This is a genomic window from Pseudomonas citronellolis (assembly GCF_001586155.1).
Lineage (GTDB): Bacteria > Pseudomonadota > Gammaproteobacteria > Pseudomonadales > Pseudomonadaceae > Pseudomonas > Pseudomonas citronellolis.
In genome coordinates this window covers 1,770,997-1,795,076 of sequence record NZ_CP014158.1, presented here as the reverse complement: position 1 = coordinate 1,795,076, position 24,080 = coordinate 1,770,997, and the positions used below count along the sequence as shown (strand labels likewise).

Annotated in this window: 23 protein-coding genes; 7 read left to right on the top strand and 16 right to left on the bottom strand. The window is 68.5% G+C overall.

Features of this window, described 5'->3' with window-relative positions:
- Positions 1-12: 12 nt before the first annotated feature.
- The 9 genes from PcP3B5_RS08170 to edd all read right to left on the bottom strand — a co-directional run bounded on the left by PcP3B5_RS08170 (position 13) and on the right by edd (position 10,340).
- Positions 13-1,167: an ABC transporter ATP-binding protein gene (locus PcP3B5_RS08170; protein ID WP_061560984.1), complete on the bottom strand. Its 1,155-nt coding sequence runs from the start codon at positions 1,165-1,167 to the stop codon at positions 13-15.
- Positions 1,168-1,173: 6 nt separating this feature from the next.
- Positions 1,174-2,013, bottom strand: coding sequence for a carbohydrate ABC transporter permease (locus tag PcP3B5_RS08165; RefSeq protein WP_058072064.1), 840 nt, complete (start codon positions 2,011-2,013; stop codon positions 1,174-1,176).
- Complete coding sequence (locus PcP3B5_RS08160) at positions 2,006-2,932, bottom strand: carbohydrate ABC transporter permease (protein WP_061560983.1); 927 nt, start codon at positions 2,930-2,932, stop codon at positions 2,006-2,008. The genes PcP3B5_RS08165 and PcP3B5_RS08160 overlap by 8 nt, the downstream gene beginning before the upstream one ends.
- A gap of 100 nt (positions 2,933-3,032) precedes the next feature.
- Positions 3,033-4,292 carry an ABC transporter substrate-binding protein gene (locus PcP3B5_RS08155; protein WP_061560982.1) on the bottom strand — a complete coding sequence of 420 codons (1,260 nt, stop codon included), beginning with the start codon at positions 4,290-4,292 and terminating at the stop codon, positions 3,033-3,035.
- Between the two features lie 403 nt (positions 4,293-4,695).
- Positions 4,696-5,058, bottom strand: coding sequence for an endonuclease domain-containing protein (locus PcP3B5_RS08150; RefSeq protein ID WP_061560981.1), 363 nt, complete (start codon positions 5,056-5,058; stop codon positions 4,696-4,698).
- Between the two features lie 170 nt (positions 5,059-5,228).
- Complete coding sequence (locus tag PcP3B5_RS08145) at positions 5,229-6,677, bottom strand: ATP-binding protein (RefSeq protein ID WP_043319330.1); 1,449 nt, start codon at positions 6,675-6,677, stop codon at positions 5,229-5,231.
- Positions 6,677-7,405 (bottom strand): response regulator, encoded by a 729-nt coding sequence (locus PcP3B5_RS08140; RefSeq protein WP_043267606.1) that lies wholly within the window; start codon positions 7,403-7,405, stop codon positions 6,677-6,679. Before PcP3B5_RS08140 ends, PcP3B5_RS08145 begins: the two co-directional genes overlap by 1 nt.
- A 42-nt stretch (positions 7,406-7,447) precedes the next feature.
- Complete coding sequence (locus tag PcP3B5_RS08135; RefSeq protein WP_061560980.1) at positions 7,448-8,446, bottom strand: glucokinase; 999 nt, start codon at positions 8,444-8,446, stop codon at positions 7,448-7,450.
- A 67-nt stretch (positions 8,447-8,513) separates the two neighbouring features.
- Positions 8,514-10,340, bottom strand: coding sequence for a phosphogluconate dehydratase (edd, locus tag PcP3B5_RS08130; RefSeq protein ID WP_061560979.1), 1,827 nt, complete (start codon positions 10,338-10,340; stop codon positions 8,514-8,516).
- 128 nt (positions 10,341-10,468) lie between these two features.
- Between edd and gap the strand changes: the two genes are divergently transcribed.
- Positions 10,469-11,473, top strand: a complete 1,005-nt coding sequence (gene gap / locus PcP3B5_RS08125; RefSeq protein WP_061560978.1) for a type I glyceraldehyde-3-phosphate dehydrogenase — start codon at positions 10,469-10,471, stop codon at positions 11,471-11,473.
- A 287-nt stretch (positions 11,474-11,760) separates the two neighbouring features.
- Here gap and PcP3B5_RS08120 read toward each other — a convergent pair whose 3' ends face one another.
- The 7 genes from PcP3B5_RS08120 to PcP3B5_RS08090 form a co-directional block, all read right to left on the bottom strand.
- Positions 11,761-11,943 carry a DUF1289 domain-containing protein gene (locus PcP3B5_RS08120; protein WP_009620910.1) on the bottom strand — a complete coding sequence of 61 codons (183 nt, stop codon included), beginning with the start codon at positions 11,941-11,943 and terminating at the stop codon, positions 11,761-11,763.
- A gap of 148 nt (positions 11,944-12,091) precedes the next feature.
- Positions 12,092-14,380, bottom strand: a complete 2,289-nt coding sequence (gene bglX / locus PcP3B5_RS08115; RefSeq protein WP_061563220.1) for a beta-glucosidase BglX — start codon at positions 14,378-14,380, stop codon at positions 12,092-12,094.
- 214 nt (positions 14,381-14,594) lie between these two features.
- Positions 14,595-15,584, bottom strand: a complete 990-nt coding sequence (gene scpB / locus PcP3B5_RS08110; protein WP_061560977.1) for an SMC-Scp complex subunit ScpB — start codon at positions 15,582-15,584, stop codon at positions 14,595-14,597.
- A gap of 83 nt (positions 15,585-15,667) precedes the next feature.
- Positions 15,668-16,516 (bottom strand): segregation and condensation protein A, encoded by an 849-nt coding sequence (locus PcP3B5_RS08105; protein ID WP_237142659.1) that lies wholly within the window; start codon positions 16,514-16,516, stop codon positions 15,668-15,670.
- A 507-nt stretch (positions 16,517-17,023) separates the two neighbouring features.
- Positions 17,024-18,238, bottom strand: coding sequence for a tryptophan--tRNA ligase (locus tag PcP3B5_RS08100; protein WP_061560975.1), 1,215 nt, complete (start codon positions 18,236-18,238; stop codon positions 17,024-17,026).
- Positions 18,239-18,278: 40 nt separating this feature from the next.
- A complete protein-coding gene (locus tag PcP3B5_RS08095; protein WP_009620901.1) occupies positions 18,279-18,908 on the bottom strand; it encodes an L-threonylcarbamoyladenylate synthase in 630 nt (209 codons plus the stop codon).
- On the bottom strand, positions 18,905-19,774 hold the full coding sequence (locus PcP3B5_RS08090) for a PHP domain-containing protein (RefSeq protein ID WP_058489737.1): 870 nt from the start codon (positions 19,772-19,774) through the stop codon (positions 18,905-18,907). The genes PcP3B5_RS08095 and PcP3B5_RS08090 overlap by 4 nt, the downstream gene beginning before the upstream one ends.
- A gap of 147 nt (positions 19,775-19,921) precedes the next feature.
- Here PcP3B5_RS08090 and PcP3B5_RS08085 point away from each other — a divergent pair, with 147 nt between their 5' ends.
- The 6 genes from PcP3B5_RS08085 to PcP3B5_RS08060 all read left to right on the top strand — a co-directional run bounded on the left by PcP3B5_RS08085 (position 19,922) and on the right by PcP3B5_RS08060 (position 24,080).
- On the top strand, positions 19,922-20,518 hold the full coding sequence (locus tag PcP3B5_RS08085) for a septation protein A (protein WP_043267622.1): 597 nt from the start codon (positions 19,922-19,924) through the stop codon (positions 20,516-20,518).
- A 1-nt stretch (position 20,519) separates the two neighbouring features.
- On the top strand, positions 20,520-20,819 hold the full coding sequence (locus PcP3B5_RS08080; RefSeq protein ID WP_043319343.1) for a YciI family protein: 300 nt from the start codon (positions 20,520-20,522) through the stop codon (positions 20,817-20,819).
- Between the two features lie 118 nt (positions 20,820-20,937).
- The gene (locus tag PcP3B5_RS08075) at positions 20,938-21,351 is read left to right on the top strand and encodes an SH3 domain-containing protein (RefSeq protein ID WP_061560974.1); all 414 of its coding nucleotides are present in this window, start codon (positions 20,938-20,940) and stop codon (positions 21,349-21,351) included.
- A gap of 14 nt (positions 21,352-21,365) precedes the next feature.
- Positions 21,366-22,043 (top strand): response regulator transcription factor, encoded by a 678-nt coding sequence (locus PcP3B5_RS08070; RefSeq protein ID WP_058488823.1) that lies wholly within the window; start codon positions 21,366-21,368, stop codon positions 22,041-22,043.
- Between the two features lie 140 nt (positions 22,044-22,183).
- On the top strand, positions 22,184-22,645 hold the full coding sequence (locus PcP3B5_RS08065) for a Spy/CpxP family protein refolding chaperone (RefSeq protein WP_009620895.1): 462 nt from the start codon (positions 22,184-22,186) through the stop codon (positions 22,643-22,645).
- Positions 22,646-22,739: 94 nt separating this feature from the next.
- Positions 22,740-24,080 carry a sensor histidine kinase gene (locus PcP3B5_RS08060; RefSeq protein WP_009620894.1) on the top strand — a complete coding sequence of 447 codons (1,341 nt, stop codon included), beginning with the start codon at positions 22,740-22,742 and terminating at the stop codon, positions 24,078-24,080.

Here is a 24,080-nt window from a genome sequence, read left to right as displayed (position 1 = left end):
GCCTTGCGGCGTTCAGTGCTTGTGCCGGGCCAGCGGGGTGACCTTGGCCTCCCCCGCCCCGCCCAGCGCCTTGCGCAGGCGCTCGCCGCTGCCCGCGTCGAACAGCAGTACCCGCGCCGGGTCCAGGCGCAGTTGCAGGGTCGAGCCCAGGGCCGGCGCGGCGTCCGGGGCCAGGCGGCAGCAGACCTTGGCGCCGTTGAGGGTGACGAAGGCCAGGGTGTCCGGGCCGGTAGGCTCCAGCACCTCGACCTCGGCGCGCACGTCCACCAGGCCGTTGCCGTTCTCGGCCACGCCGATCTGTTCCGGACGCACGCCGAGGATCAGCTCGCGGCCTTCGGCCACTTCGGCGTCCAGCTCCAGCGGCAGCTCGCAGCGGTCCTGGCCGCTGTCCAGCAGGCCGACCAGGCGGCCAGCCTGGCGCTGCACGCGCAGCGGGATGAAGTTCATCGGCGGCGAGCCGATGAAGCTGGCGACGAACAGGTTGGCCGGGTCGTTGTAGATCTGCTGCGGGGTGCCGAACTGCTGGACGATGCCGTCCTTCATCACCGCCACCTTGTCGCCGAGGGTCATGGCCTCGATCTGGTCGTGGGTGACGTAGACCGTGGTGGTCTTCAGGCGCTGGTGCATCAGCTTGATCTCGGTGCGCATCTCCACCCGCAGCTTGGCGTCGAGGTTCGACAGCGGCTCGTCGAACAGGTAGATCTTCGGCCGCCGCGCCAGCGCCCGGCCCATGGCCACGCGCTGCTGCTGGCCGCCGGAGAGCTGCGAGGGCTTGCGCTGCAGCAGGTGCTCGATCTGCAGCAGCTTGGCCACCCGCGCCACCTCTTCGTCGATGGCCGCCTGGGGCAGCTTGCGGATCTTCAGGCCGAAGGCGATGTTCTCGCGCACCGTCATGGTCGGGTACAGCGCGTAGGACTGGAACACCATGGCGATGTCGCGGTCCTTCGGGCTCATGCCGCTGATGTCGCGGCCATCCACCAGGATGGCGCCGCCGCTGATGTCCTCCAGGCCGGCGATGCAGTTCATCAGCGTGGACTTGCCGCAGCCGGAGGGGCCGACCAGGATCAGGAACTCGCCGGACTCGATCGCCAGGTCGATGGACTTCAGGGTGTCCGCCAGGCCGCTGCCGTAGGACTTGTGCAGGTTGCGCAGTTCGAGTGTTGCCATGTCCGATTACCCCTTGACCGCGCCGGCGGTCAGGCCGCGCACGAAATACTTTCCAGCCAGTACGTAGACGATCAGCGTCGGCAGCGCGGCGATCATCGCCGCGGCCATGTCGACGTTGTATTCCTTGACCCCGGTGCTGATGTTCACCAGGTTGTTCAGCGCCACCGTGATCGGCTGGGCGTCGCCGCTGGCGAACACCACGCCGAAGAGGAAGTCGTTCCAGATCTGGGTGAACTGCCAGATCAGGCAGACCATGACGATGGGCGTGGACATCGGCAGGAGGATGCGCGTGAAGATGGTGAAGAAGCCGGCGCCGTCGAGCCGCGCGGCCTTCACCAGGGCATCCGGGATGGCCACGAAGTAGTTGCGGAAGAACAGCGTGGTGAAGGCCAGGCCGTAGATGCAGTGGACCATCACCAGGCCCGTGGTGGTGTTGGCCAGGCCGAGCTTGCCGAGGGTGAAGGACATCGGCAGGAGGATCACCTGGAACGGCAGGAAGCAGCCGAACAGCAACGCGCCGAAGAACAGCTGCGAGCCGCGGAAGCGCCACATGGACAGCACGTAGCCGTTCAGCGCGCCGATGAAGGTCGAGATCAGCACGCCGGGGACGGTGATCTTCACCGAGTTCCAGAAGAAGTCGCCCACCGCGCTCCAGGCCTTCACCCAGCCGATCAGGGTGAACACCTCCGGCAGCGCCAGCAGGTTGCTGTTGCGGATGTCCTCGGGGCTCTTGAAGCTGGTCAGCAGCATCACCAGCAGCGGGATCAGGTACAGCGCCACGGCGCCCCAGAGGGTGGCGTGGACCGCCAGGCGGCCGAGGCTCGGCTTGAAGGTCGCGTCACGCATGGCGCTTGCCTCGCAGTTCGGAATACAGGTAGGGCACGACTATGGCCAGCACCGCGCCGAGCATCAGCATCGCGCTCGCCGCACCCAGGCCCATCTGGCCGCGGGTGAAAGTGTGGGCGTACATGAACATCGCCGGCAGGTCGGAGGAGTAGCCGGGGCCGCCGGCGGTCATGGCGGCGACCAGGTCGAAGCTCTTGATGGCGATGTGCGCGAGGATCATCAGCGCGCTGAAGAACACCGGGCGCAGGCTCGGCAGGACGATGCGCAGGTAGATGGTCGGCAGGCTCGCGCCGTCCACCTGGGCGGCGCGCACGATGGCCGGGTCGACGCCGCGCAGGCCGGCGAGGAACAGCGCCATGACGAAGCCCGAGGACTGCCACACGGCGGCGATCACCAGGCAGTAGACGACGCGCTGCGGGTCCACCAGCCAGTCGAAGCGAAAGCCCGTCCAGCCCCAGTCGCGCAGCAGCTTGTCCAGGCCCAGGCCGGGGTTGAGCAGCCACTTCCAGGCGGTGCCGGTGACGATCATCGACAGCGCCATGGGGTACAGGTAGACGGTGCGGATGAAGCCCTCGCGGCGGATGCGCTGGTCCAGCAGCACGGCGAGGAACACCCCGAGCAGCAGGCAGATGGCGATGAACAGGCCGCCGAACAGCAGCAGGTTGCGGCTGGCCACCCACCAGCGGTCGTTGTCCCACAGGCGCAGGTACTGGCCAAGCCCGGCCCAGCTGTAGCTGGGCATGAAGCGCGAATTGGTAAAGGACAGCAGCAGCGTCCAGCCGATGTAGCCGTACACGCAGACCAGCACCACGAGCATGCTCGGGGCCAGCACCAGTTTCGGCAGCCAGCGCTGCAGGCCGTCGAGCAGCGAGGCGCGCGAGGCCACCGCAGGGGTGAAGGTGGGGTTTTCTGTCGCCATGGGTCTTCCCGGGTGCGAGTGAAGCCGTCCGGGCCATGGCGATGGCCCGGAGTGGGTCGGCTGGGAGTGGGGCGGCGCCTGGTGGAAGGCGCCGCGCGGCTTACTGCGCCGCCGCCTCGATGGCCGCGTAGAGCTGCTGGGCAGCCTTCTGCGGGTTCGCGGCGGGGTCGTTGAAGAAGTTGGTCACCACGTCGAAGATGGCGCCCTGCACGTAGCTGGATGCGGCCATGCTGTGGGCCATGCTCGGCACCAGGGTGCCGGCCGCGGAGGCCGCCTTGAAGTCCTTCATCGACTGCTGGGCGCAGGCGTCGAAGGGCGCCATGTCGGCGTCCAGGCGTACCGGGATGGAGCCCTTGGCCAGGTTGAAGTCCTTCTGGAACGCCGGGTCGAGCACCGCGCGCGCCAGGTCTTCCTGGGCCTTGCGGTTCTCGGCGTTGCTCAGCTTGAACATCACCAGGGAATCGATGTTGTAGTCGAAGTCCTTCTGCGTGCCGGGGAACGGCAGGCACTGGTAGTCCTTGCCGGCGACCTTGTTGGCCGCGGTGAATTCGCTCTTGGCCCAGTCGCCCATGATCTGCATGCCGGCCTTGCCGTTGATGACCATGCTGGTGGCAACGTTCCACTCGCGCCCGGCGGCGTCGGCGTCGATGTAGCCGCGCAGTTTCTTCAGCGCGCTGAACACCTCGACCATCTGCGGCCCGGTAAGGGTGGCCTTGTCCTGCGCGACGAAGGCCTTGCGGTAGCCGTCCGGGCCCATCTTGCTGAGCACCAGGTTCTCGAACAGGGTGCCGTCCTGCCAGGGCTGGCTGCCATGGGCCAGGGCGACGAAGCCGGCGGCCTTGAGCTTGTCGGCGGCGGCGAAGAACTCGTCGAGGGTGGTCGGCGGCGTGGCGCCGGCCTTCTTGAAGACCTCGGGGTTGATGTACAGCCAGTTGACCCGGTGCACGTTGACCGGCACGGCGACGTAGTCGCCCTGGTACTTCATGACCTGCGCCACCTGCGGCGGCAGCAGCTGGTCCCACTTGCCCTCGGCGGCGACCTGGTTGAGGTCGGCGAGCAGGCCGAGCTGGCCCCACTCCTGGATGTCCGGCCCCTTGATCTGCGCGGCGGCCGGCGGGTTGCCGGACACGGCGCGGGTCTTCAGCACGGTCATGGCGGCCTCGCCACCGCCGCCGGCGACGGCGAAGTCCTTCCAGGTGTGGCCCTTGGCCTGGACGAGTTTCTTCAGGGTTTCGGCGGCGCGCGCCTCGCCGGGGGAAGTCCACCAGTGCAGGACTTCGACTTCGCCGGCGTGGGCCGGGGCGGCGAGATAGAGCGAGGAAAGACAGACAGCGGCGGAAAGGCGGCGGAGCGCATTCATGGGGAAGGACCTGTTCTTGTTATTCGGGGCAAGTCTGCGCTTGCGGTAGTCCGAGTCTATCCAAGGCATTTCCTGCTCCGGGTAACGAAGGGATGGGGGATTGTCACGGGGTGGTGACATTTGGGGGTTGGTTGGGTTGGGGTTGAAGAGCCAAGAGCCCCTCTCCCTAACCCTCTCCCTGAAGGGAGAGGGGACTGGTCCTGAGCGGCTATATGTCCTGAGTCATCCTGATAGTCGAATGTTGCCGGCGAGCGCCATCGCCTCGCTTCACTCCGAGCTGCCCCCTCTCCCGTCAAGGAGAGGGGCTGGTCCTGAGGGGCTATATGTTCGGCGTCATCCTGATAGCAAGGTGTTGCCGGCTAACTCCATGATTGCAGCCCGCGCCGAACGGCCCCCTCTCCCTTCAGGGAGAGGGATGGGGAGAGGGTTGCGGACTCGAATCGAGCGCCAAGCGTATCGCCTCCAGCACCGAATCCATCTTCAACAGCACGTCATGGTTCCAGAACCGTAGCACCTGGAAACCTCGGGCGCTTAGCCAGGCATCTCGCTCCAGATCGGAAGCAGAGCCCAGGTGCTGGCCGCCGTCCAATTCGATCACCAGCATTCTTTCCAGGCAAATGAAGTCGACTATGTAGTGGCCTACCACTTTCTGGCGCTTGAACTTCAGCTCCATGAAGCGGTGGCCGCGGAGTTGTTGCCAGAGGGCCCGCTCAGCGTCGGTCTGGCCCTTGCGGAGTTGGCGGGAGAAGTCGCGGTATGACGGCATCCTTGATCTCCTTTTTTGTGAGATCAGGGACGTTACTCGGCCTTGGTTGAAGAGCCCCTCTCCCCAACCCTCGGCTGCGCGCCCCGCCCTGAAGGGAGAGGGGGCTGTCCTCTGCGAGATGTGATTACGGAGTACGCCGGCGACATCGGAGCCGGATGGACGAAAGCTCCTTACTCGACCACCAACCTGGGCAACCGCAACGTCACCCTCAACCCCCCTTCCCGCCTGTTCTGCAAACTCACCTCCCCGCCATGGGTATGCGCGATATTCCTCGCGATCCCCAACCCCAACCCATACCCCTGCCCCCGCTGCGACAGGCGCACCCGCGGTTCGAACACCTGCTCCAGGCGCTGCTCCGGCACCCCGGGCCCCTCGTCGTCGACGTGCACGAGCAGCGCTTCCAGGCCGTCCTCGACCTGCACCTGCGCGCGTTCACCGTACTTCAGCGCGTTGTCCAGCAGGTTGCCGATACAGCGGCGCAGGGCCAGGGGCTTGCCGGGATAGGGTTCGCCCGCCTCCCCCAGCAGCTTCACGCGGCCGTCGGCCAGGTAGGGGCCGGCTACGTGCTGCAGCAGCTGGTTGACGTCCACCGGCTCGATGTTCTCGTGGATGTCGGTGTCCTTCACGCATTGCAGGGCGCCCTTGACCAGCAGTTCCAGCTCGTCGAGGTCCTGGTTGAGCTTGTCGCGCTGCGGCTCGTCGTCGAGCAGTTCGACGCGCAGGCGCAGGCGGGTGATGGGCGTGCGCAGGTCGTGGGAGATGGCGCTGAACAGCTGGCCGCGCTCGCTGAGGTAGCGGTCGATGCTCTCGCGCATGGTGTTGAAGGCGCGGCTGACTTCCACCAGCTCGCGGGCGCCGCGTTCCTCCAGCGGCGCCGCCGGGCTGCCCAGGGCGACTTCGCGGGCGGCGCGGGCCAGGCGCTTGAGCGGGCGGCTCTGCTGGTGCACCAAGAGGCCGGCGAAGAGCAGCAGCAACAGGCTGGTCAGGCCGATGGAGAGCAGTTGCTGCGGCTGCAGCGCCTCCGGCTCCAGGCTGACGTAGGGCGCCGGCATCAGGCTGGCGATGTAGAGCCATTCGTTCTCGCCGATGCGGATCTGCGTCACCAGCACCGGCGGGTTCACCGGCTCCAGGGTCAGCGCGTAGTGGGCCCAGGAGCGCGGCAGTTCCTCCAGCTTCAGTTGGCTGTTGAACAGGCGCAGGTCGTCCGGGGCGACGAATTCCACTTCCAGCTCCACGTCCTTGCCCAGCTTCTGCTGCAGCACGTCGCGGACGATGTCCAGCACCGCCTGCTTGTTCGGCGTGTCCGGCAGGCTCTGCATCTGCAGCGGGCGCTCGTTGAGCGAGACGAAGAAGCGCGTGCCACCCATGCTGCGCAGCTGGTCCAGCACCAGCGGGCGGTAGCCGATGGGCAGCGAGCGGAAGTAGCTGACGCTCGCGGCCATGGAATAGGCCAGGCTGCGCGAGCTGGTGAGCAGGCCCTCGCGCTGGCTGGAGCGCAGGTGCGAAAGCCAGAACAGGCTGGACAGGCCCTGGGCGACGAGGATCGCCAGCAGCGTCAGCAGCAGCATGCGCCCCAGCAGCGAACGCGGGACCAGCGGCCAGCGCCGCCGCTCGCCCATCACAGCCCCAGGTGCGGACGGACCTGCGCCGCCAGCAGATAGCCGCTGCCGCGCACGGTCTGGATCAGCCGCGGCGCCTTGCCGGTGTCGCGCAGGCGCTGGCGCAGGCGGCTGACCGCCATGTCGACGATGCGCTCCAGGGGCATCACCTCGCGGCCGCGGGTGGCGTTGGCGATGGTGTCGCGGTCGAGGATCTGCTGCGGGTGGTCGAGGAACAGCTTGAGCAGGGCGAAGTCGGCGCCGCTCAAGAAAAACTCCTCGCCATCTTCGTGGAACAGCCGGTGGCTGACCGTGTCCAGGCGCCAGTCGTCGAAGGCCAGCACCTCGCCGCCGCGCACCTGGGTGAACTGCGCGCGGCGCAGCAGGGCCTTGATCCGCGCCAGCAGCTCGCGCGGGCTGAAGGGCTTGCCCAGGTAGTCGTCGGCGCCCAGCTCCAGGCCGATCACCCGGTCGGTTTCGTCGGAACTGGCGGTGAGCATGATCACCGGCATGCAGGCCAGGCGCTGGTGCGAACGAATCCAGCGACACAGGCTGAAGCCGTCCTCGTCGGGCAGCATCACGTCGAGGATGGCCAGGGCGGCCTCCTCTGCCAGCAACGCCTGGCGGAAGGCCGCGCCGTCGGCGGCGCTGCGCACCTGGAAGCCGGCGCGGCTCAGGTAGGTTTCCAGCAGCTCGCGGATTTCCTGGTCGTCATCCACCAGCAGGATAGATTTGGCGGGTGCGTTCACGGGGCATCCCTTGTTGTTGTTCCAGTGGTTGCCGTTGGTCGTTCAGGCTTTTGCCTGCAGCGCCTGCTCCAGGGCCACGCCGGCGCCGAACAAACCCGGATGGCTGGCGGTCATCACCCATACCGGCACCTGGCTCAGGTAGGGGCCGCTGGTCTTGCCACGGGTGCAGAAGGCCTCGGCGAAACCGCTGCGCCGGAAGCGTTCGAGGAAGCGCGGGACTATGCCGCCGGTGATGTACACGCCGCCCAGGGCGCCGACCGTCATCACCGCGTTGCCGGCGACCCGCGCCAGCCACACGAAGAAGTGTTCCAGCACCGCGTCGCAGTATGCGTCGCCGGCCAGGGCGCGTTCGCCGATCTGCGCCGCGGAAAGCGCCAGCGGCTCGATGCCATCGACCTTGCAGCTGGCCTGGTAGATGTTCTCCAGGCCGCTGCCGGACAGCGCGCGCTCGGCCGAGACGTGGCCGTACTTCTCGCGTAGTTGCTGCCAGATGGCGAAGTCGCGCTCACCGGTCACCGGCAGGTCGACGTGGCCGCCCTCGCAGGGCAGCACCTCCCAGCCGCCGCCGGGCAGCGGCACCAGGCTGCCGACGCCCAGGCCGGTGCCGGGGCCGATGATCAGCTTGGCGCGGCCCGGCAGGGCCTGGCCGTCGCGCACCTGCACCAGGTCCTCGCCGCCCAGGCGCGAGGCGGCCCAGGCCATGGTGCTGAAGTCGTTGACCAGCAGCAGGTGGCTCAGGCCCAGCTCGGCGCGGAAGGCCTCGCGGCTGATGACCCAGTGGTTGTTGGTGAAGCGGAAGTCGGCATCGCCCACGGGCCCGGCGCAGGCCAGGCAGACGCTGTGGATGGCGCCGAGCGGCTGGCCGACGCGCTGCAGGTATTCGCGCACGGCGTCTTCCGGGCGCGGGTAGTCGGCGCAGGCCAGCACTTCGATGGCCTCGAGGCGCTGCTCGCGCCAGAGGGCGAAGCGGGCGTTGGTCCCGCCGATGTCGCCGACCAGCGCGATACCGGTCGGTGCTTGGGATTTGTTGTTGGAATTCATCGCAAGCTCGGGCAACTGAAAGGTTTGAACGGGTTCCGGGAGGCGAATGCTCCGCCAAGCATAGCCCCTACCGCAAGCTCTCCAGCTCGGCGGTGAAGGCGCAGGCGCCCTGCTCCGCGGAACTGAACGACTGGCGCATGAAGGCGAACAGCTCGCGGCCCATGCCGCTGCCGTCGTCCTCGGGCAGCGGCGCCAGCGGGCGGGCCTGCCATTCGGCGGCGTCGACCAGCACGCGCAGCTCGCCGGTGGTGCCGTCGACGCGCACCACGTCGCCATCGCGCAGGCGCGCCAGCGGGCCGCCGGCGCTGGCTTCCGGGGACACGTGGATCGCCGCCGGCACCTTGCCGGAGGCGCCGGACATGCGCCCGTCGGTGACCAGCGCCACCTTGAAGCCGCGGTCCTGCAGCACGCCGAGGAAGGGCGTGAGCTTGTGCAGCTCGGGCATGCCGTTGAAGCGCGGGCCCTGGAAGCGCACCACGGCGACCAGGTCGCGCTCCAGCTCGCCGGCCTTGAAGGCCGCGGCCAGGCTGGTCTGGTCGTGGAAGATGCGCACCGGCGCCTCGACCACCTGGTGTTCGGCGGCCACGGCGGAAACCTTCATCACGCCGCGGCCGAGGTTGCCTTCCATCAGGCGCAGGCCGCCCTCGGCGGAGAACGGGCGCGACAGCGGGCGCAGGATGTCCTCGTCCAGGCTGTCGGCCGGGCCTTCGCGCCAGACCAGCTTGCCGCCGTCGAGGAAGGGTTCCTGCAGGTAGCGGCGCAGGCCCTTGCCGACCACGGTCTGCACGTCTTCGTGGAGCAGCCCGCCGTCGAGCAACTGGCGGATCAGGAAGGACATGCCGCCGGCGGCCTGGAAGTGGTTGATGTCGGCCTGGCCGTTGGGATAGATGCGCGCCAGCAGCGGCACCACCTCGGAGAGTTCGGCCATGTCCTGCCAGCTCAGCTGGATGCCGGCGGCCTGGGCGATGGCCAGCAGGTGCAGGGTGTGGTTGGTGGAGCCGCCGGTGGCCAGCAGGGCCACCACCGAATTGACGATGGCGCGCTCGTCGATGACCTCGGCCATGGGCACGTACTGGCCGTTTTCCGGGGTCAGGCGGCTGGCCTGGCGCGCGGCCTCGCGGGTCAGCTCGTCGCGCAGCGGGGTGTTCGGGTTGACGAAGGAGGCGCCCGGCAGGTGCAGGCCCATCACTTCCACCAGCAGTTGGTTGGTGTTGGCGGTGCCATAGAAGGTGCAGGTGCCCGGCGCGTGGTAGGAGGCCATCTCCGAGGCCAGCAACTGCTCGCGGCTGGCCTTGCCTTCGGCGTAGAGCTGGCGCACCGCGGCCTTCTCCTTGTTGGAGATGCCGGTGGGCATGGGCCCGGCGGGGACGAACACCACCGGCAGGTGGCCGAAGCGCAGCGCGCCGATCAGCAGGCCGGGGACGATCTTGTCGCACACGCCCAGGCACAGCGCGGCGTCGAACATGTTGTGGGACAGCGCGATGGCGGTGCCCATGGCGATCACGTCGCGGCTGGCCAGGGACAGCTCCATGCCCGGCTCGCCCTGGGTCACGCCGTCGCACATGGCCGGCACGCCGCCGGCGAACTGGCCCACCGAGCCGATCTCGCGCAGGGCGTCCTTGATCAGCCCTGGGAAGCGCTCCAGCGGCTGGTGCGCCGAGAGCATATCGTTATAGGCAGAGACGATACCGACGTTGGCCTGGTTCATCAGGCGCAGCGCCTGCTTGTCGTGCTCGCCACAGGCGGCCACGCCGTGGGCCAGGTTGCCGCAGGGCAGCGTGCCGCGGTGCGGGCCCTTGGTGGCGGCGGCCTTGACCATGGCGAGGTAGCGCTGGCGGGTGACGGCGCTGCGTTCCTGGATGCGACGGGTGACTTCGAGCACGCGCGGGTGCATGGCAGCATTCTCCTGCAGACTAACGATTGTTGTTTTTACAACATAATCATCGGTTAAAGGATATTTACTTTTGTTTTACGAAAAAATTTAATGGTTTTTACCACAAAAACACAAAAGAGACGACCTCCATGACCATTCGCCTGGCGATCAACGGGTTCGGCCGCATCGGCCGCAACGTCCTCCGCGCCCTTTATACTGCCGACTACCGCCAACAGCTCGAAGTGGTGGCCATCAACGACCTCGGCGACGCCGCCATCAACGCCCACCTGCTGCAGTACGACAGCGTCCACGGGCGCTTCCCCGGGCAGGTCGAGCACGATGACGAGAGCCTGACGGTGAACGGCGACCGCATCGCCGTCACGGCCCTGCGCGACCCGGCGCAATTGCCCTGGAAAGGTTTGGACGTCGATATCGTCCTGGAGTGCAGCGGACATTTCACCCAGCGCGACAAGGCCGCCGCGCACCTGGCCGCCGGCGCGCGCAAGGTGATCGTCTCGGCGCCGGGGGCCGGCGTCGACGCCACCATCGTCCATGGCGTCAACCACGAGTTGCTGCGCGCCTCGCACCAGATCATCTCCAATGCCTCCTGCACCACCAACTGCCTGGCCCCGGTGGCCCAGGTGCTGCACCGCGAGCTGGGCATCGAACAGGGCCTGATGACCACCATACACGCCTACACCAACGACCAGAGCCTGTCCGACGTGTACCACGGCGACCTCTACCGCGCGCGCTCGGCCACCCAGTCGATGATCCCCACGCGCACCGGCGCCGCCGAGGCGGTGGGCCTGGTGCTGCCGGAGCTGGCCGGCAAGCTCACCGGCCTTGCGGTGCGGGTGCCGGTGATCAACGTCTCGCTGGTGGACCTGACCGTGCAGGTCGGCCGCGACACCACGGTCGAGGAGGTCAACCAGTTGTTCAGGATAGCCAGCCAGGGTTCGCCCATCCTCGGCTACAACAGCCAGCCTCTGGTCTCGGTGGACTTCAACCACGACTCGCGCTCGGCCATCTTCGACGCCAACCACACCAAGGTCAGCGGCCGGCTGCTGAAGGTCATGGCCTGGTACGACAACGAATGGGGCTTTTCCAACCGCATGCTGGACAACGCCCTGGCGCTGTGGCGGGCGCCGGCCTGAGGCGCGGCGGTGAACGCGGTTATCCGCCGTTGGCCCGGAACACCGTTGCGACGGCCAACGACGGGGCCCCTGTAGGAGCGGGCCCTGCCCGCGATTCGCGCGCAGGGCGCGCTCCTACAAATGGCTCCGGAGGTGGGCATGACGTAGGAGCAACTGTCTTGCCGGCTACACCGCGAGGCTCTTCGTAGGAGCGGATCTTATCCGCGAACCGCGCCGATATGCCCGGCTATCGCGGACAAGGTCCGCTCCTACGCCCGAGCATCCCCGTAGGGCAGATAACCGCTGGCCTAGCGGTATTTGCGCCGCCCCTGCGCCTGCAGCACCAGCAGGCGCATGTCGGCCTCGGCCAGCACCGCCAGGCGCTCGGGCTTGTCGAGTTTCTTCCAGGCCTTGACCTCGGCGCGGCTGCGGCCGCAGCCGCGGCAGATGCCGTCGTCGAATTCGCAGACCTTGATGCAGGGATCTTTCACGGGGCCTCCCGATGGGTCGCGCGCACCTCCACCATGGGGATATGCCGGGCTTACTTGAAGGCACAGGCGACGAAAGGTCCAACGCAGAAAAGACATCGCCCCGATTGGCCGGGCCAATCGGGGCGATGTCGCGGTTCGGCACGCCGGCTCAGAGCAGGGTGAACTGGCTTTCCTTCACGTCGTCCGAGTCCAGGCCGATCATCACCTTGAACTCGCCCGGTTCCGAGGCGTAGCGCAGGTTGCTGTCGTAGAAGCGCAGGTCTTCCTCGCGGATCGGGAATTCCACCACCTTCGACTCGCCCGGCTGCAGCATGACCTTGCGGAAGCCCTTGAGCTCCTTCACCGGGCGGCTGATGGAAGCCACCTCGTCGCGCAGGTACAGCTGCACCACGGTCTCGCCGGCGCGCTTGCCGGTGTTCTTCACCGTCACCCGCGCCTTGAGGGTGTCGCCCTTGTGCATCCGCGGGCTGGACAGCTGCACGTCGGAAACGCTGAAGCGGGTGTAGCTCAGGCCGTAGCCGAAGGGGTACAGCGGGCCGTTCTGCGAGTCGAAGTAGCGCGAGGTGTACTTGTTCGGGTGCTCGTGGTCGAACGGGCGGCCGGTGTTGAGGTGGTTGTAGTAGATCGGGATCTGCCCCACCGAGCGCGGGAAGGTCATCGGCAGCTTGCCCGAGGGGTTGTAGTCGCCGAACAGCACGTCGGCGATGGCGTTGCCGCCCTCGGTGCCGCTGAACCAGGTTTCCAGCACGGCGTCGGCGTTCGCGGTTTCCCAGCGCAGGTCCAGCGGGCGGCCGTTCATCAGCACCAGCACCAGCGGCTTGCCGGTGGCCTTCAGCGCCTTGAGCAGGTCGTACTGGCTCTGGGCGATGTGCAGGTTGGTCTTGCTCGATGCCTCGTGGGCCATGCCCTGGGCCTCGCCGATCGCCGCCACGATGACGTCGGCCTGCCTGGCCTTGGCCACCGCCTCGTCGATCATTGCCTGCGGGCTGCGCGGGTCGATCTTCACGTCCTCGTTGTATTCGTTGAGGTACTTGATGATCTCTTCGTCGTTGGTGACGTTGGCGCCCTTGGCGTAGAGCAGCGCGGCCTTGCCGCGGGTGGCGTGGCCCATGCCTTCGAGCAGGGTCACCGCCTGGAAGGCCTTGCCGGCGGCGGACCAACTGCCCATGACGTCGCGCTTGCTGTCGGCCAGCGGGCCGACCAGGGCGATGGTGCCGCCGCGCTTGAGCGGCAGCACGTCACCTTCATTCTTCAGCAGCACCATGCCGCGGCGCGCCACGTCGCGGGCCTCGGCGCGGTGCAGGCGGCTCTCGGCGTCGGTGTCGAGCGGGTCGGCGCCCTGCAGGTAGCGGTACGGGTCCTTGAACAGGCCCATGTCCCACTTGGCCGCCAGCACGTCGCGGCAGGCGCGGTCGATGTCGGCCTGGCTGATGGCCCCGGCCTTGAGCAGCTCCGGCAGCTCCTTGCCGTAGAGGTCGTCGTTCATGTTCATCTCGACGCCCGCGGTCATCGCCAGGCGCGCGGCCTCGCGCGGTTCGCCGGCGACGCCGTGCTTGATCAGCTCCATGACCGCGCCGTGGTCGCTGAGCAGCACGCCCTTGTAGCCCCATTGCTTGCGCAGCACGTCCTGCAGCAGCCACTTGTTGGCGGTGGCCGGCACGCCGTTGACGCTGTTCAGCGAGACCATCACCGCGCCGGCGCCGGCGTCGATGGCCGCGCGGTACGGCGGCAGGTAGTCCTGGAACATGCGCGGCAGGCTCATGTCCACGGTGTTGTAGTCGCGCCCGCCCTCGCCGGCGCCGTACAGGGCGAAGTGCTTGACCCCGGCCATGATGGTGCCGGGCTGGTCCAGGCCCTTGCCCTGGTAGGCCTTGACCACGGTTTCGGCGATGCGGCTGACCAGGTAGGTGTCCTCGCCGAAGCCTTCGGACACGCGCCCCCAGCGCGGATCGCGGGCGATGTCGACGGTGGGCGAGTAGGTCAGGTTGAGGCCGTCGGCGCTGGCCTCCAGGGCGGCGATGCGCGCGCTGGTGGCGACCGCGTCCATGTCCCAGCTGGCGGCCAGCCCCAGGCCGATGGGGAACACGGTGCGATGGCCGTGGACCACGTCGTAGGCGAAGAACAGCGGGATCTTCAGGCGGCTGTGCATGGCCGCGTCCTGCAGGTCGCGGATGCCCGGGCGGACCACGGTGTTGAAGATGGCGCCGGTGGTGCCGGCCTTGATCTCTTCCAGCAGCACCGGCTTGGGATGGTCGGGGCCGACGCTGACCAGGCGCAGCTGGCCGATCTTCTCGTCCTGCGTCATCTGCTGCATCAGTTGGCTGATGAAGGCGTCCTTGGACTGCCCCGGCAGCGGAACCGCCGGCCCCTCGGCAGCGAGCAGGGAGACGCTGTTCAACCCCAGCAGGAGGCCGAGGCAGAGGTGTGTTCTCTTCATTATGTATGCGCACTCAGTGGCCCGCGCCAGGGCGGCGGCCGACTGTTGAATGTTGGAAGGTTCGATGACGGCCATGCCCGGCGCTGTTCCGGCGGCTCCCCCAGGTGCTGCCGCCGGCGCCCGTGCGGCGCGGCACATAAGGTCGTCCCGCGCGCGGCGGAAGTCAACGGTTGAAAGCTTTCAGGGGCGGCGCCCCGACTTTCGGACGCGCGAATCAGTGGTCGCGTTCCCTGGCCATGGCCTCGAGTTCCTCGCGCATGGCCTCGGCCAGGGCGCGCTCCTCGTCGTATTCGTCGGCCTCGGGCACTGGCGCGGCGGGCTCTGCGGCGGGTTCCGGGGCAGCCTCGACGGCATCGTCGGGCGCTGTCGGCAAGGCTTCTTCGGCCGCTGCGGGGTCGTCCGTAGCCTCGTCTTCGGCGACCGGCGGCGGTTCGATCAGGTCGTCGAAGTCGGTCTTCAGGCCCTGCTCCATTTCGTCCAGCTCGGCCAGCAGGCTGCGGAAGCTGGTTTCCTCGGGCTTCTCCTCCGGCGCCGCGGCTTCCGGCTCCTCGCCGGCTTCGCGCAGCGCCTGGTCGGCCAGGGCCTGGATCGACGCCGGCACGTAGTCTTCGTCGAGGATCGGGCTGGGCAGGTGGACCGGCACCAGTTGCGCGTCTTCCGGCTCGGCTTCCATCTCGCGCAGCTCGGCCAGCGGCGGCAGTTCTTCCAGGCTCTTGAGGTTGAAGTAGTCGAGGAAGGCGCGGGTGGTGGCGAGCATCGCCGGGCGCCCCGGCACCTCGCGGTAGCCGACGATGCGGATCCACTCGCGCTCCATCAGCGTCTTGACGATCTGGGTGTTCACCGCCACGCCGCGGATTTCCTCGATCTCGCCGCGGGTGATGGGCTGGCGGTAGGCGATCAGCGCCAGGGTTTCCAGCAGCGCGCGGGAGTAGCGCTGCGGGCGCTCCTCCCAGAGCCGGCCGACCCACGGCGAGAGCGGCTCGCGGATCTGCAGGCGGTAGCCGCTGGCCACTTCCTTGAGCTCGAAGGCGCGGCCGGCGCAGGACAGCGACAGGATCGCCAGGGCATCGCGGAATTGCTGCGGCTCCGGGCGCTCGGCCTCCTCGAACAGCTCGCCGAGGCGTTCCAGCGACAGCGGCCGGCCGGCGGCCAGCAGGATGCCTTCGAGCAGGGTCGCCAGTTCGTGGGGGTCGGAGAGGTTCATCGGGTCGCTCGGTTCGGGTTGCGGGAATCGCCGGTCTGGCGGGAAAACTACTCAATGCGCGGCGCCAGGGCAACGCCGGGGGCTCAGAGCGGCTCGTCGTCCAGCTCGGCCGGGTCCGCCGTCTCGTCGAAGCCGCCGTCCTCGAAGGTCGGCTCCGGCGCCGGTGCCTCGGTCTCCTCGAACACGCCTTCGTCGCCCTCCTCCAGGGTCTCGAGCGGTGCCGCACCCTCCTCCACCTCGATGCGGGCGCGTACATGGATGGGCGCGAAGGCCTGGTTCTGCACCAGCTCCACCAACTGTTCCTTGACCAGCTCCAGCACCGCCATGAAGGTCACCACCACGCCCAGGCGGCCTTCCTCGATGCGGAACAGCTCGATGAAAGGCACGAAGCCGGCGTCCTTCAGGCGTTCGAGGATTTCGCTCATGCGCTCGCGGGTGGAGAGCATCTCGCGGGTCACCTGGTGGCTCTCGAACAGGTCGGCGCGGCGCAGCACCTCGGCCATGCACAGCATCAGCTCCTGCATGTCCACCTGCGGCAGCAGCTTGCGCGCCTTGGCCTCCGGCGCCGCCACGGTCGGCACCACGTAGTCGCGGCCCTGGCGCGGCAGGCCGTCGAGGTCTTCGGCGGCCTGCTTGAAGCGCTCGTATTCCTGCAGGCGGCGGATCAGTTCGGCGCGCGGGTCTTCCTCGTCCTCCTCGGCCTCGGCCGAGCGCGGCAGCAGCATGCGCGACTTGATCTCGGCGAGCATGGCGGCCATCACCAGGTATTCGGCGGCCAGCTCCAGGCGCACCGACTTCATCAGCTCGACGTAGGTCATGTACTGGCGGGTGATTTCCGCCACCGGGATGTCGAGGACGTCGATGTTCTGCTTGCGGATCAGGTACAGCAGCAGGTCGAGCGGGCCTTCGAAGGCTTCGAGGAAGACTTCCAGGGCATCCGGCGGGATGTACAGGTCCTGGGGCAGCTCGGTGACCGCTTCGCCATAGACGAGCGCCAGCTGCACCGGTTCGCGATATTCGGCGGGGCTGGGCGGGGTTTGCGGCTCGTTCAGGTCGCTCATCGGCCTCTCGTCGGGCGGGGCGGGCTCAGGACGGCATTATCCCTGCTTTTCAGCGGCGATGGTGAGGGAATTGGACGGAATGGCGCTCACCCACGCCATCCCCTGTAGGAGCGCGCCCTGCGCGCGATTTCGCGGGCAGGGCCCGCTCCTACAGGCTGCCGTGAAGCACGGTATTCCTCCCCCGTAGGAGCGGACCTTGTCCGCGATAGCCGGAACCGCCGGCGCGATTCGCGGATGAGATCCGCTCCTACGCGGCCCCACCCAGGCCATTCCCCTGTAGGAGCGCGCCCTGCGCGCGAATCGCATGGCACCGCGTTTGTTCGCGAGCAAGCTCGCTCCTACGAAAAGCCATGCTCGCCTGCAACGCAGCCGGGCGGCCTAGCGGTACACCAACCCCATGGCCTGGCGCACTTCCACCAGGGTTTCCCGCGCCGCTTCGCGGGCGTGTTCGGCGCCCTCGGCGAGGATGCTGCGCACCAGTTCGGGGTTGTCCTCGTAGTCCAGGCCGCGCTCGCGGATCGGCGCCAGTTCCTGGTTGATCGACTCGATCAGCGGCCGTTTGCAGTCCAGGCAGCCGATGCCGGCGCTGCTGCAGCCCTCCTGCACCCACTGGCGGCAGGCGTCGTCGGAGTAGATCAGGTGCCACTGCCACACCGGGCAGCGCTGCGGGTCGCCCGGATCATTACGCCGCACCCGCGCCGGGTCGGTGGGCATGCGCGCGATCTTCTCCTCCACCTCCGCCGGGCTTTCGCGCAGGCCAATGGTGTTGTCGTGGGACTTGGACATCTTCTGCCCGTCCAGCCCCGGCATGCGCGAAGTGCTGCCGACCAGCGTCTGCGGTTCGGGCAGCAGCACGCGGCTGCTGCCTTCGAGGTAGCCGAACAGCCGCTCGCGGTCGCCGAGGGTCAGGTTCTGCTGCTCCTTGAGCAGCGCCCGCGCGGTTTCCAGGGCATCTTCGTCGCCCTGCTCCTGCCAGGCCTTGCGCAGGCTGCCGTAGAGCTTCGAGGTCTTCTTGCCCAGGCGCGCGACGGCGGCCTGAGCCTTGTCCTCGAAGTCCACCTCGCCGCCGTAGAGGTGGTTGAAGCGCCGCGCCACCTCGCGGGCGAACTCGACGTGGGCCAGTTGGTCCGAGCCCACCGGCACCAGGCCGGCGCGGTAGACCAGGATGTCCGCCGCCTGCAGCAGCGGGTAGCCGAGGAAGCCGTAGGTCGACAGGTCCTTGTGGCCGAGCTTTTCCTGCAGCTCCTTGTAGGTCGGCACCCGCTCCAGCCAGGGCAGCGGGCAGATCATCGACAGCAGCAGGTGCAGCTCGGCGTGCTCGGGCACCTGGGACTGGATGAAGAGGGTCGAGGCGCTGGGGCTGACGCCCACCGCCAGCCAGTCCACGGCCATGTCGCGGACGTGCTGGCGGATCGGCCCGACGTCGTCGTATTCGGTGGTCAGGGCATGCCAGTCGACGATGGAGAAGAAGCATTCGTACTCGTGCTGCAGGCGCACCCAGTTCCGCAGCACGCCGTGCAGGTGGCCCAGGTGCAGGCGCCCGGTGGGACGCATGCCGGACAGCACACGGCGCTGGGATTCGACATTGCTCAAGCGCGGGACCTCGGCAAGGGCGGCAGTATGGAAGAGCGCTTCAGGCGTAGGCCTCGAAGGGGGCCGGGTCGCCGCAGCCAACGCGGATCACCTCCGGCTCCTCGCCGGTGAGGTTGATCACCGTGGAAGCCTCGACGCCGCCGTAGCCGCCGTCCAGCACCAGGTCCACCTGGTGCTCCAGCGCGCCGCGCATCTCATAGGGGTCGCTCATCGGCTCGGTCTCGCCGGGCATGATCAGGCTCACGCTCATCAGCGGCTCGCCCAGCTCCTGCAGCAGCGCCTGGGCGATCGGGCAGGCCGGCACGCGCAGGCCGATGGTGCGGCGCTTGGGGTGCAGCAGCATGCGCGGCACCTCGCGGGTGGCGTCGAGGATGAAGGTGTAGGGCCCCGGCGTGTGGGCCTTGAGCAGGCGGAACAGACGGGTGTCGACCTTGGCGTACAGGCCCAGTTCGGACAGGTCGCGGCACACCAGGGTGAAGTTGTGCTTGTCGTCGAGCTTGCGCAGCCGGCGGATGCGCTCCACCGCGCCCTTCTCGCCCAGGCGGCAGCCCAGGGCGTAGGAGGAATCGGTGGGATAGGCGATCACCCCGCCCTGGCGGACGATCTCCACCGCCTGCTTGATCAGGCGTGGCTGGGGGTTTTCAGGATGGACCTGGAAGAACTGGCTCATGAAGTCTCCTCGAGGGCCCGGGCCGCGCCGGCGAAGCGCGTCCACAAGGGCGGAAGGTCGTCCGGCACGGGCCGGTACAGCCCCAGCTCCGACCAGTCGCTGGGGCCGTGGAAATCGCTGCCGGCGCTGACCAGCAGGCCGAATTCGCGGGCCAGGATGCTCAGCACGCCGACCTGCTCGGCCGGCTGCAGGCCGTTGACCACTTCGATGGCGTGGCCGCCGGCGTCGATGAAGTCGGCAATCAGCTTGCGCCGCTTGGTGCGGGTGAAATCGTACTGGTAGGGGTGCGCCAGGCTGACCCAGGCCCCCGCCGCGCGCAGGGTGCCGACCGCCTCGGCGAGGCTCGGCCAGTGCTGCTTGACGTCGCCCAGCTTGCCGGCGCCCAGCCACTTGCGGAAGGCTTCGGCGCGCTCGGCGACATGGCCGGCGCGCACCAGGAACTCGGCGAAGTGCGGCCGCGCCGGGGCATTTTCGCTGTCGCCCAGCTCGCGCTGGACGGCCCGCGCGCCCTCGAAGGCGCCGGGCATGCCCTTGGCCTCCAGGCGCCGGCCGATCTCCTCGGCGCGCGCCCAGCGCCCGCGGTGCAGGTCGTCCAGGGCGCGAACCAGCGGCTCGGCGGCACTGTCGAAGGCGTAACCCAGGACGTGGATGGTCGCCCCGCCCCAGGTGCAGGACAGCTCCACGCCGTTGACCAGGGTCACCCCCAGTTCCTCGGCGGCGGCGCGCGCCTCGGGCAGGCCCTCCAGGGTGTCGTGGTCGCTCAGGGCGAGCAGGCGCACGCCGCGCTGGTGCGCGCGGGCCACCACGGCGGCGGGCGGCAGCTGGCCGTCGGAGGCGGTGCTATGGCAATGCAGGTCGACACGCATGGGCATACCGGGACGGGTTTTACTTCTGTATAGACGCTGCGCGGCGGCGATTCACGGCGTGCGAGCGCAACGGCACGAGACGGGTGACTATTTCAGTTCTTCCGCAGGTTGGTATTATGCCGCCACAACTGGGCTCTGGCTGCCGTAATGAAGCAATTCATCGATTTCATCCCCCTCATCCTGTTCTTCATCGTCTACAAGCTGGACCCGCGCACGGTCGAACTCGCCGGACACTCCTTCAGCCTGGGCGGCATCTACAGCGCCACCGCGGTGCTGATCGCCTCCTCGGTGGTGGTCTACGGCGCGCTGCTGATCAAGCAGCGCAAGCTGGACAAAGGCCAGTGGCTGACCCTGGCCGCCTGCCTGGTGTTCGGCGGCATGACCCTGGCCTTCCACAGCGAGACCTTCCTCAAGTGGAAGGCCCCGGTGGTCAACTGGCTGTTCGCCCTGGGCTTTCTCGGCAGCACCCTGGTGGGCGACCGCCGGCCGCTGATCCAGCGCATCATGGGCCATGCCGTGCACCTGCCGGAACCGATCTGGCAGCGCCTGAACCTGGCCTGGGTGCTGTTCTTCGTGTTCTGCGGCTGCATCCAGCTGTTCGTCGCCTTCACCTTCGAGCGTTTCTGGGTGGACTTCAAGGTGTTCGGCAGCCTGGGCATGACCCTGCTTTTCCTGATCGGCCAGGGCGTGTTCCTGGCCCGCCACATGCACGACGCCCCAACCGGCGAAAAGCCCAAGGACTGACATGCTCTACGCAATCATCGCCCGCGACATCACCGCTTCCCAAGAACGCCGCCTGGCCGCGCGGCCGGCGCACCTGGCCCGCCTCGAGCAGCTCAAGGACGAGGGCCGCCTGGTCCTGGCCGGGCCGCACCCGGCCATCGACAGCCCCGACCCGGGCGCGGCCGGCTTCACCGGCAGCCTGATCGTCGCCGAGTTCGAGTCGCTGGCCGCCGCCCAGGCCTGGGCCGATGCCGACCCGTACCGCGCCGCCGGCGTCTACGCCGAAGTCGTGGTCAAGCCGTTCAAGAAAGTCCTGCCGTAAACCGGCGAGCGGCGGCGTACGGACGGCGCCGCATGGCCGGACACCCAGGCCCGGCCCCGCGACCGGACAGCGCCCGGAGCGCGGTGCCCGGCGGCTCATCAGCGTACAAGGAGTTCCGATGTCCCGACGTCATCTGCTGCCCCTGCTGTTCTGCCTGAGCCTGCCGCTCGCCGCCCACGGCGAGGAGCCCGCCACCGACGACCCCGGCGCCATGCCGGCTCCCACTGCCACGCCGGCCCCGGCCAGCGACGACCTCGCCCAACTGCAACAGCGCCTGGACGAGAGCGAGAAGCAGCGCGCCGACCTCGCCGCCCAGCTGCAAGGGGCGGAAAGCGCCGTGGTGGGCCGCCTGCGCCAGGAAAACCAGCGCCTGAAGCTGCAACTGCGCGAGCTGCAGGCCCAACAACCGCCGCGCCTGCTCAGCGACGAGCAGACCTGGTTCGCGACCGGCGGCGCCGTCGCCCTGGTCGCCTTCGTTCTCGGCGCCCTGAGCCGCGGCCGACGCCGCCGGCGGCGTGAATGGATCAACTGAAAGAAGCCCGAGCAATGAGTGAGCTGCTGCTGATCGACGACGACCGTGAACTGTGCGAACTGCTGTGCACCTGGCTGACCCAGGAAGGCTTCAGCGTGCGCGCCAGCCACGATGGCGGCGCGGCCCGTAGCGCCCTGGCCAGCCGCACACCGGACGCCGTGGTGCTGGACGTGATGCTGCCCGACGGCAGCGGCCTGGAGCTGCTCAAGCAACTGCGCAGCGAGCACCCCGACCTGCCGGTGCTGATGCTCTCCGCCCGCGGCGAGCCGCTGGACCGCATCCTCGGCCTGGAACTGGGCGCCGACGACTACCTGGCCAAGCCCTGCGATCCGCGCGAGCTGACAGCGCGCCTGCGCGCCGTGCTGCGCCGCAGCCACCCGGCGCAGCCCAGCGCCCAGGTCGACCTCGGCGACCTGAGCCTGAACCTGGCCCGCGGCGTGGCCAGCGTCGCCGGCCAGGAGGTCAGCCTGACGCTGTCCGAGAGCCGTATCCTCGAAGCGCTGCTGCGCCAGCCCGGCGAGCCGCTGGACAAGCAGGCCCTGGCGCAGATCGCCCTGGGCCGCAAGCTGACGCTCTACGACCGCAGCCTGGACATGCACGTCAGCAACCTGCGCAAGAAGCTCGGCGCGCACCCGGACGGGCGTCCGCGCATCCTCGCCCTGCGCGGGCGCGGCTATTTCTACGCGCCCTGAGCGAACGGCCGGGAACCCCGCCCCAGAGCGGTAGACGCAATCTTTACCGAAGCTTTACCCGGCCCTGACCGCCCTTGACCTTGCCATCCCTAGACTGGGCACATCCGGTTCAGAAACCGGTCCACGAAAGGAGAAGATTCATGCGCAAGACCCTCACCGCCCTGATGTTCGCCGCCGCCCTGCCGACCCTGGCCATGGCTGCCACGCCGGTCCCGACCGATACTCCGCCGCCACCCGCCCATATGATGGGCGGCCACATGAAGGACGGCCACGGCCCGCGCGGCGGCTGGAACGGCCCCTTCAAGGCCCTGAACCTGAGCCCCGAGCAGCGCCAGCAGGTCGGCAAGCTGATGGGCGACTCGATGAAGAGCCGCCACGACATCACCGACAAATACCTGAGCAAACTCTCGGCCGCCGACCAGAAGGCCATGCAGGACGAGCTCAAGGCCAGCCACGACAAGACGCAGAAGGACATCCGCGCGCTCCTGACGCCCGAACAGCAGAAGAAGTTCGACGAGCTGAAGAAAGAGCGCGAGCAGCGCAAGGCCGAATGGGCCGAGTTCCAGCAATGGAAAGCGCAGAAGGATGGCAAGACCAACTGATAGCGCCAGCCACCCGGGCGCCGGGCTCACCCCCGGCGCCTCGGCGTGCCCGCGCCCCTGACCCGAAACGGACATGCGACTGAACCGAAAGACCATGCGCTCGCTCTTCTGGCGAATCCTCGCCGCCTTCTGGCTCGCCCTGCTGCTGGTCGCCGGCCTGTCCATCCTGCTCGGCCGCGCGCTGAACCAGGACACCTGGATCATCGCCCGCTACCCCGGCATGCACGACCTCGCCCAGCAATGGACGCGGCTCTACGAGAACCAGGGCCCCGCCGCCGCCCAGCAGTTGCTGGAGCAACGCCGCCGCGACTACGACCTGTCGGTGCAGGTGCTCGACGAAAGCGGCCAGCGCCTGGTCGACGGCACCTACCTGCCGCGCCCGCCACGACGCAACAACGACGAAGGTTTCGACCGCCGGAACCTGCCGCGCTTCCCCTGGCGCCAGCTCAGCCAGGAATACACCAGCGCGGAAAGCGACCACACCTACCTGTTCATCTACCGGATTCCCCACGGCGCGCTGGAAGCCTGGCACCGCGGCAGCCTGCTGTGGCCGCTCAGCGCGCTGGGCATCGCCCTAGTGGTGCTGACCATCTTCAGCCTGCTGGTGACGCTGTCCATCACCCGCCCGCTCAACCGCCTGCGCCGCGCCGTGCACGACCTCGGCCAGACCGCCTACCAGCAGGACAGCCTGGCGCGCCTGGCCCGCCGCGGCGACGAGCTGGGCGTGCTGGCCCGCGACTTCAACCGCATGGGCGCGCGCCTGCAACGGCTGATCAGCAGCCAGCGCCAGCTGCTGCGCGACGTTTCCCACGAACTGCGTTCGCCGCTGGCGCGCCTGCGCATCGCCCTGGCCCTGGCCGAGCGCGCCAGCCCCGAACAGCGCGCCAGCATGTGGCCGCGCCTGGAGCAGGAGTGCGACCGCCTGGAAGCGCTGATCGCCGAAATCCTCGCCCTCGCCCGCCTGGACGCCGAGCCCGGGCCGACCAGCCGCGTCGAACTGCTGCCGCTGCTCGAACGCCTGCGCGAAGACGCCCAGCTGCTTTCCCCGGAACAGCACATCCAGCTGCGGGTTCCCGCCGACCTGGCCCTGGATGGCTGGCCCGACATGCTCGAACGGGCGCTGGACAACCTGCTGCGCAATGCCCTGCGCTTCAACCCGACGGACAAGCCGCTGGAGGTAGAAGCCGACAGCGACGGCGCCGTGCTGCGCGTGCGCGTCCGCGACCACGGCCCGGGAGCCGATGCCGAGCACCTGGCGCAGCTGGGCGAGCCCTTCTTCCGCGCGCCCAACCAGGATAGCCCCGGCCACGGCCTGGGCCTGGCCATCGCCCGCCGCGCGGTGGAGCGCCACGCCGGCCGCCTGCGCCTGGCCAATCACCCCGACGGCGGTTTCGTCGCCACCCTGGAAATACCGCTGGCGCGCCACGCCGCCTGA

Excerpts from the sequence above, each read along its gene's own strand:
- PcP3B5_RS08170 (WP_061560984.1), bottom strand. The coding sequence starts at position 1,167 with ATGGCAACACTCGAACTGCGCAACCTGCACAAGTCCTACGGCAGCGGC.
- PcP3B5_RS08165 (WP_058072064.1), bottom strand. The coding sequence starts at position 2,013 with ATGCGTGACGCGACCTTCAAGCCGAGCCTCGGCCGCCTGGCGGTCCAC.
- PcP3B5_RS08160 (WP_061560983.1), bottom strand. The coding sequence starts at position 2,932 with ATGGCGACAGAAAACCCCACCTTCACCCCTGCGGTGGCCTCGCGCGCC.
- PcP3B5_RS08155 (WP_061560982.1), bottom strand. The coding sequence starts at position 4,292 with ATGAATGCGCTCCGCCGCCTTTCCGCCGCTGTCTGTCTTTCCTCGCTC.
- PcP3B5_RS08150 (WP_061560981.1), bottom strand. The coding sequence starts at position 5,058 with ATGCCGTCATACCGCGACTTCTCCCGCCAACTCCGCAAGGGCCAGACC.
- PcP3B5_RS08145 (WP_043319330.1), bottom strand. The coding sequence starts at position 6,677 with ATGGGCGAGCGGCGGCGCTGGCCGCTGGTCCCGCGTTCGCTGCTGGGG.
- PcP3B5_RS08135 (WP_061560980.1), bottom strand. The coding sequence starts at position 8,446 with ATGAATTCCAACAACAAATCCCAAGCACCGACCGGTATCGCGCTGGTC.
- edd (WP_061560979.1), bottom strand. The coding sequence starts at position 10,340 with ATGCACCCGCGCGTGCTCGAAGTCACCCGTCGCATCCAGGAACGCAGC.
- gap (WP_061560978.1), top strand. The coding sequence starts at position 10,469 with ATGACCATTCGCCTGGCGATCAACGGGTTCGGCCGCATCGGCCGCAAC.
- bglX (WP_061563220.1), bottom strand. The coding sequence starts at position 14,380 with ATGAAGAGAACACACCTCTGCCTCGGCCTCCTGCTGGGGTTGAACAGC.
- scpB (WP_061560977.1), bottom strand. The coding sequence starts at position 15,584 with ATGAACCTCTCCGACCCCCACGAACTGGCGACCCTGCTCGAAGGCATC.
- PcP3B5_RS08095 (WP_009620901.1), bottom strand. The coding sequence starts at position 18,908 with ATGAGCCAGTTCTTCCAGGTCCATCCTGAAAACCCCCAGCCACGCCTG.
- PcP3B5_RS08090 (WP_058489737.1), bottom strand. The coding sequence starts at position 19,774 with ATGCGTGTCGACCTGCATTGCCATAGCACCGCCTCCGACGGCCAGCTG.
- PcP3B5_RS08085 (WP_043267622.1), top strand. The coding sequence starts at position 19,922 with ATGAAGCAATTCATCGATTTCATCCCCCTCATCCTGTTCTTCATCGTC.
- PcP3B5_RS08080 (WP_043319343.1), top strand. The coding sequence starts at position 20,520 with ATGCTCTACGCAATCATCGCCCGCGACATCACCGCTTCCCAAGAACGC.
- PcP3B5_RS08075 (WP_061560974.1), top strand. The coding sequence starts at position 20,938 with ATGTCCCGACGTCATCTGCTGCCCCTGCTGTTCTGCCTGAGCCTGCCG.
- PcP3B5_RS08070 (WP_058488823.1), top strand. The coding sequence starts at position 21,366 with ATGAGTGAGCTGCTGCTGATCGACGACGACCGTGAACTGTGCGAACTG.
- PcP3B5_RS08065 (WP_009620895.1), top strand. The coding sequence starts at position 22,184 with ATGCGCAAGACCCTCACCGCCCTGATGTTCGCCGCCGCCCTGCCGACC.
- PcP3B5_RS08060 (WP_009620894.1), top strand. The coding sequence starts at position 22,740 with ATGCGCTCGCTCTTCTGGCGAATCCTCGCCGCCTTCTGGCTCGCCCTG.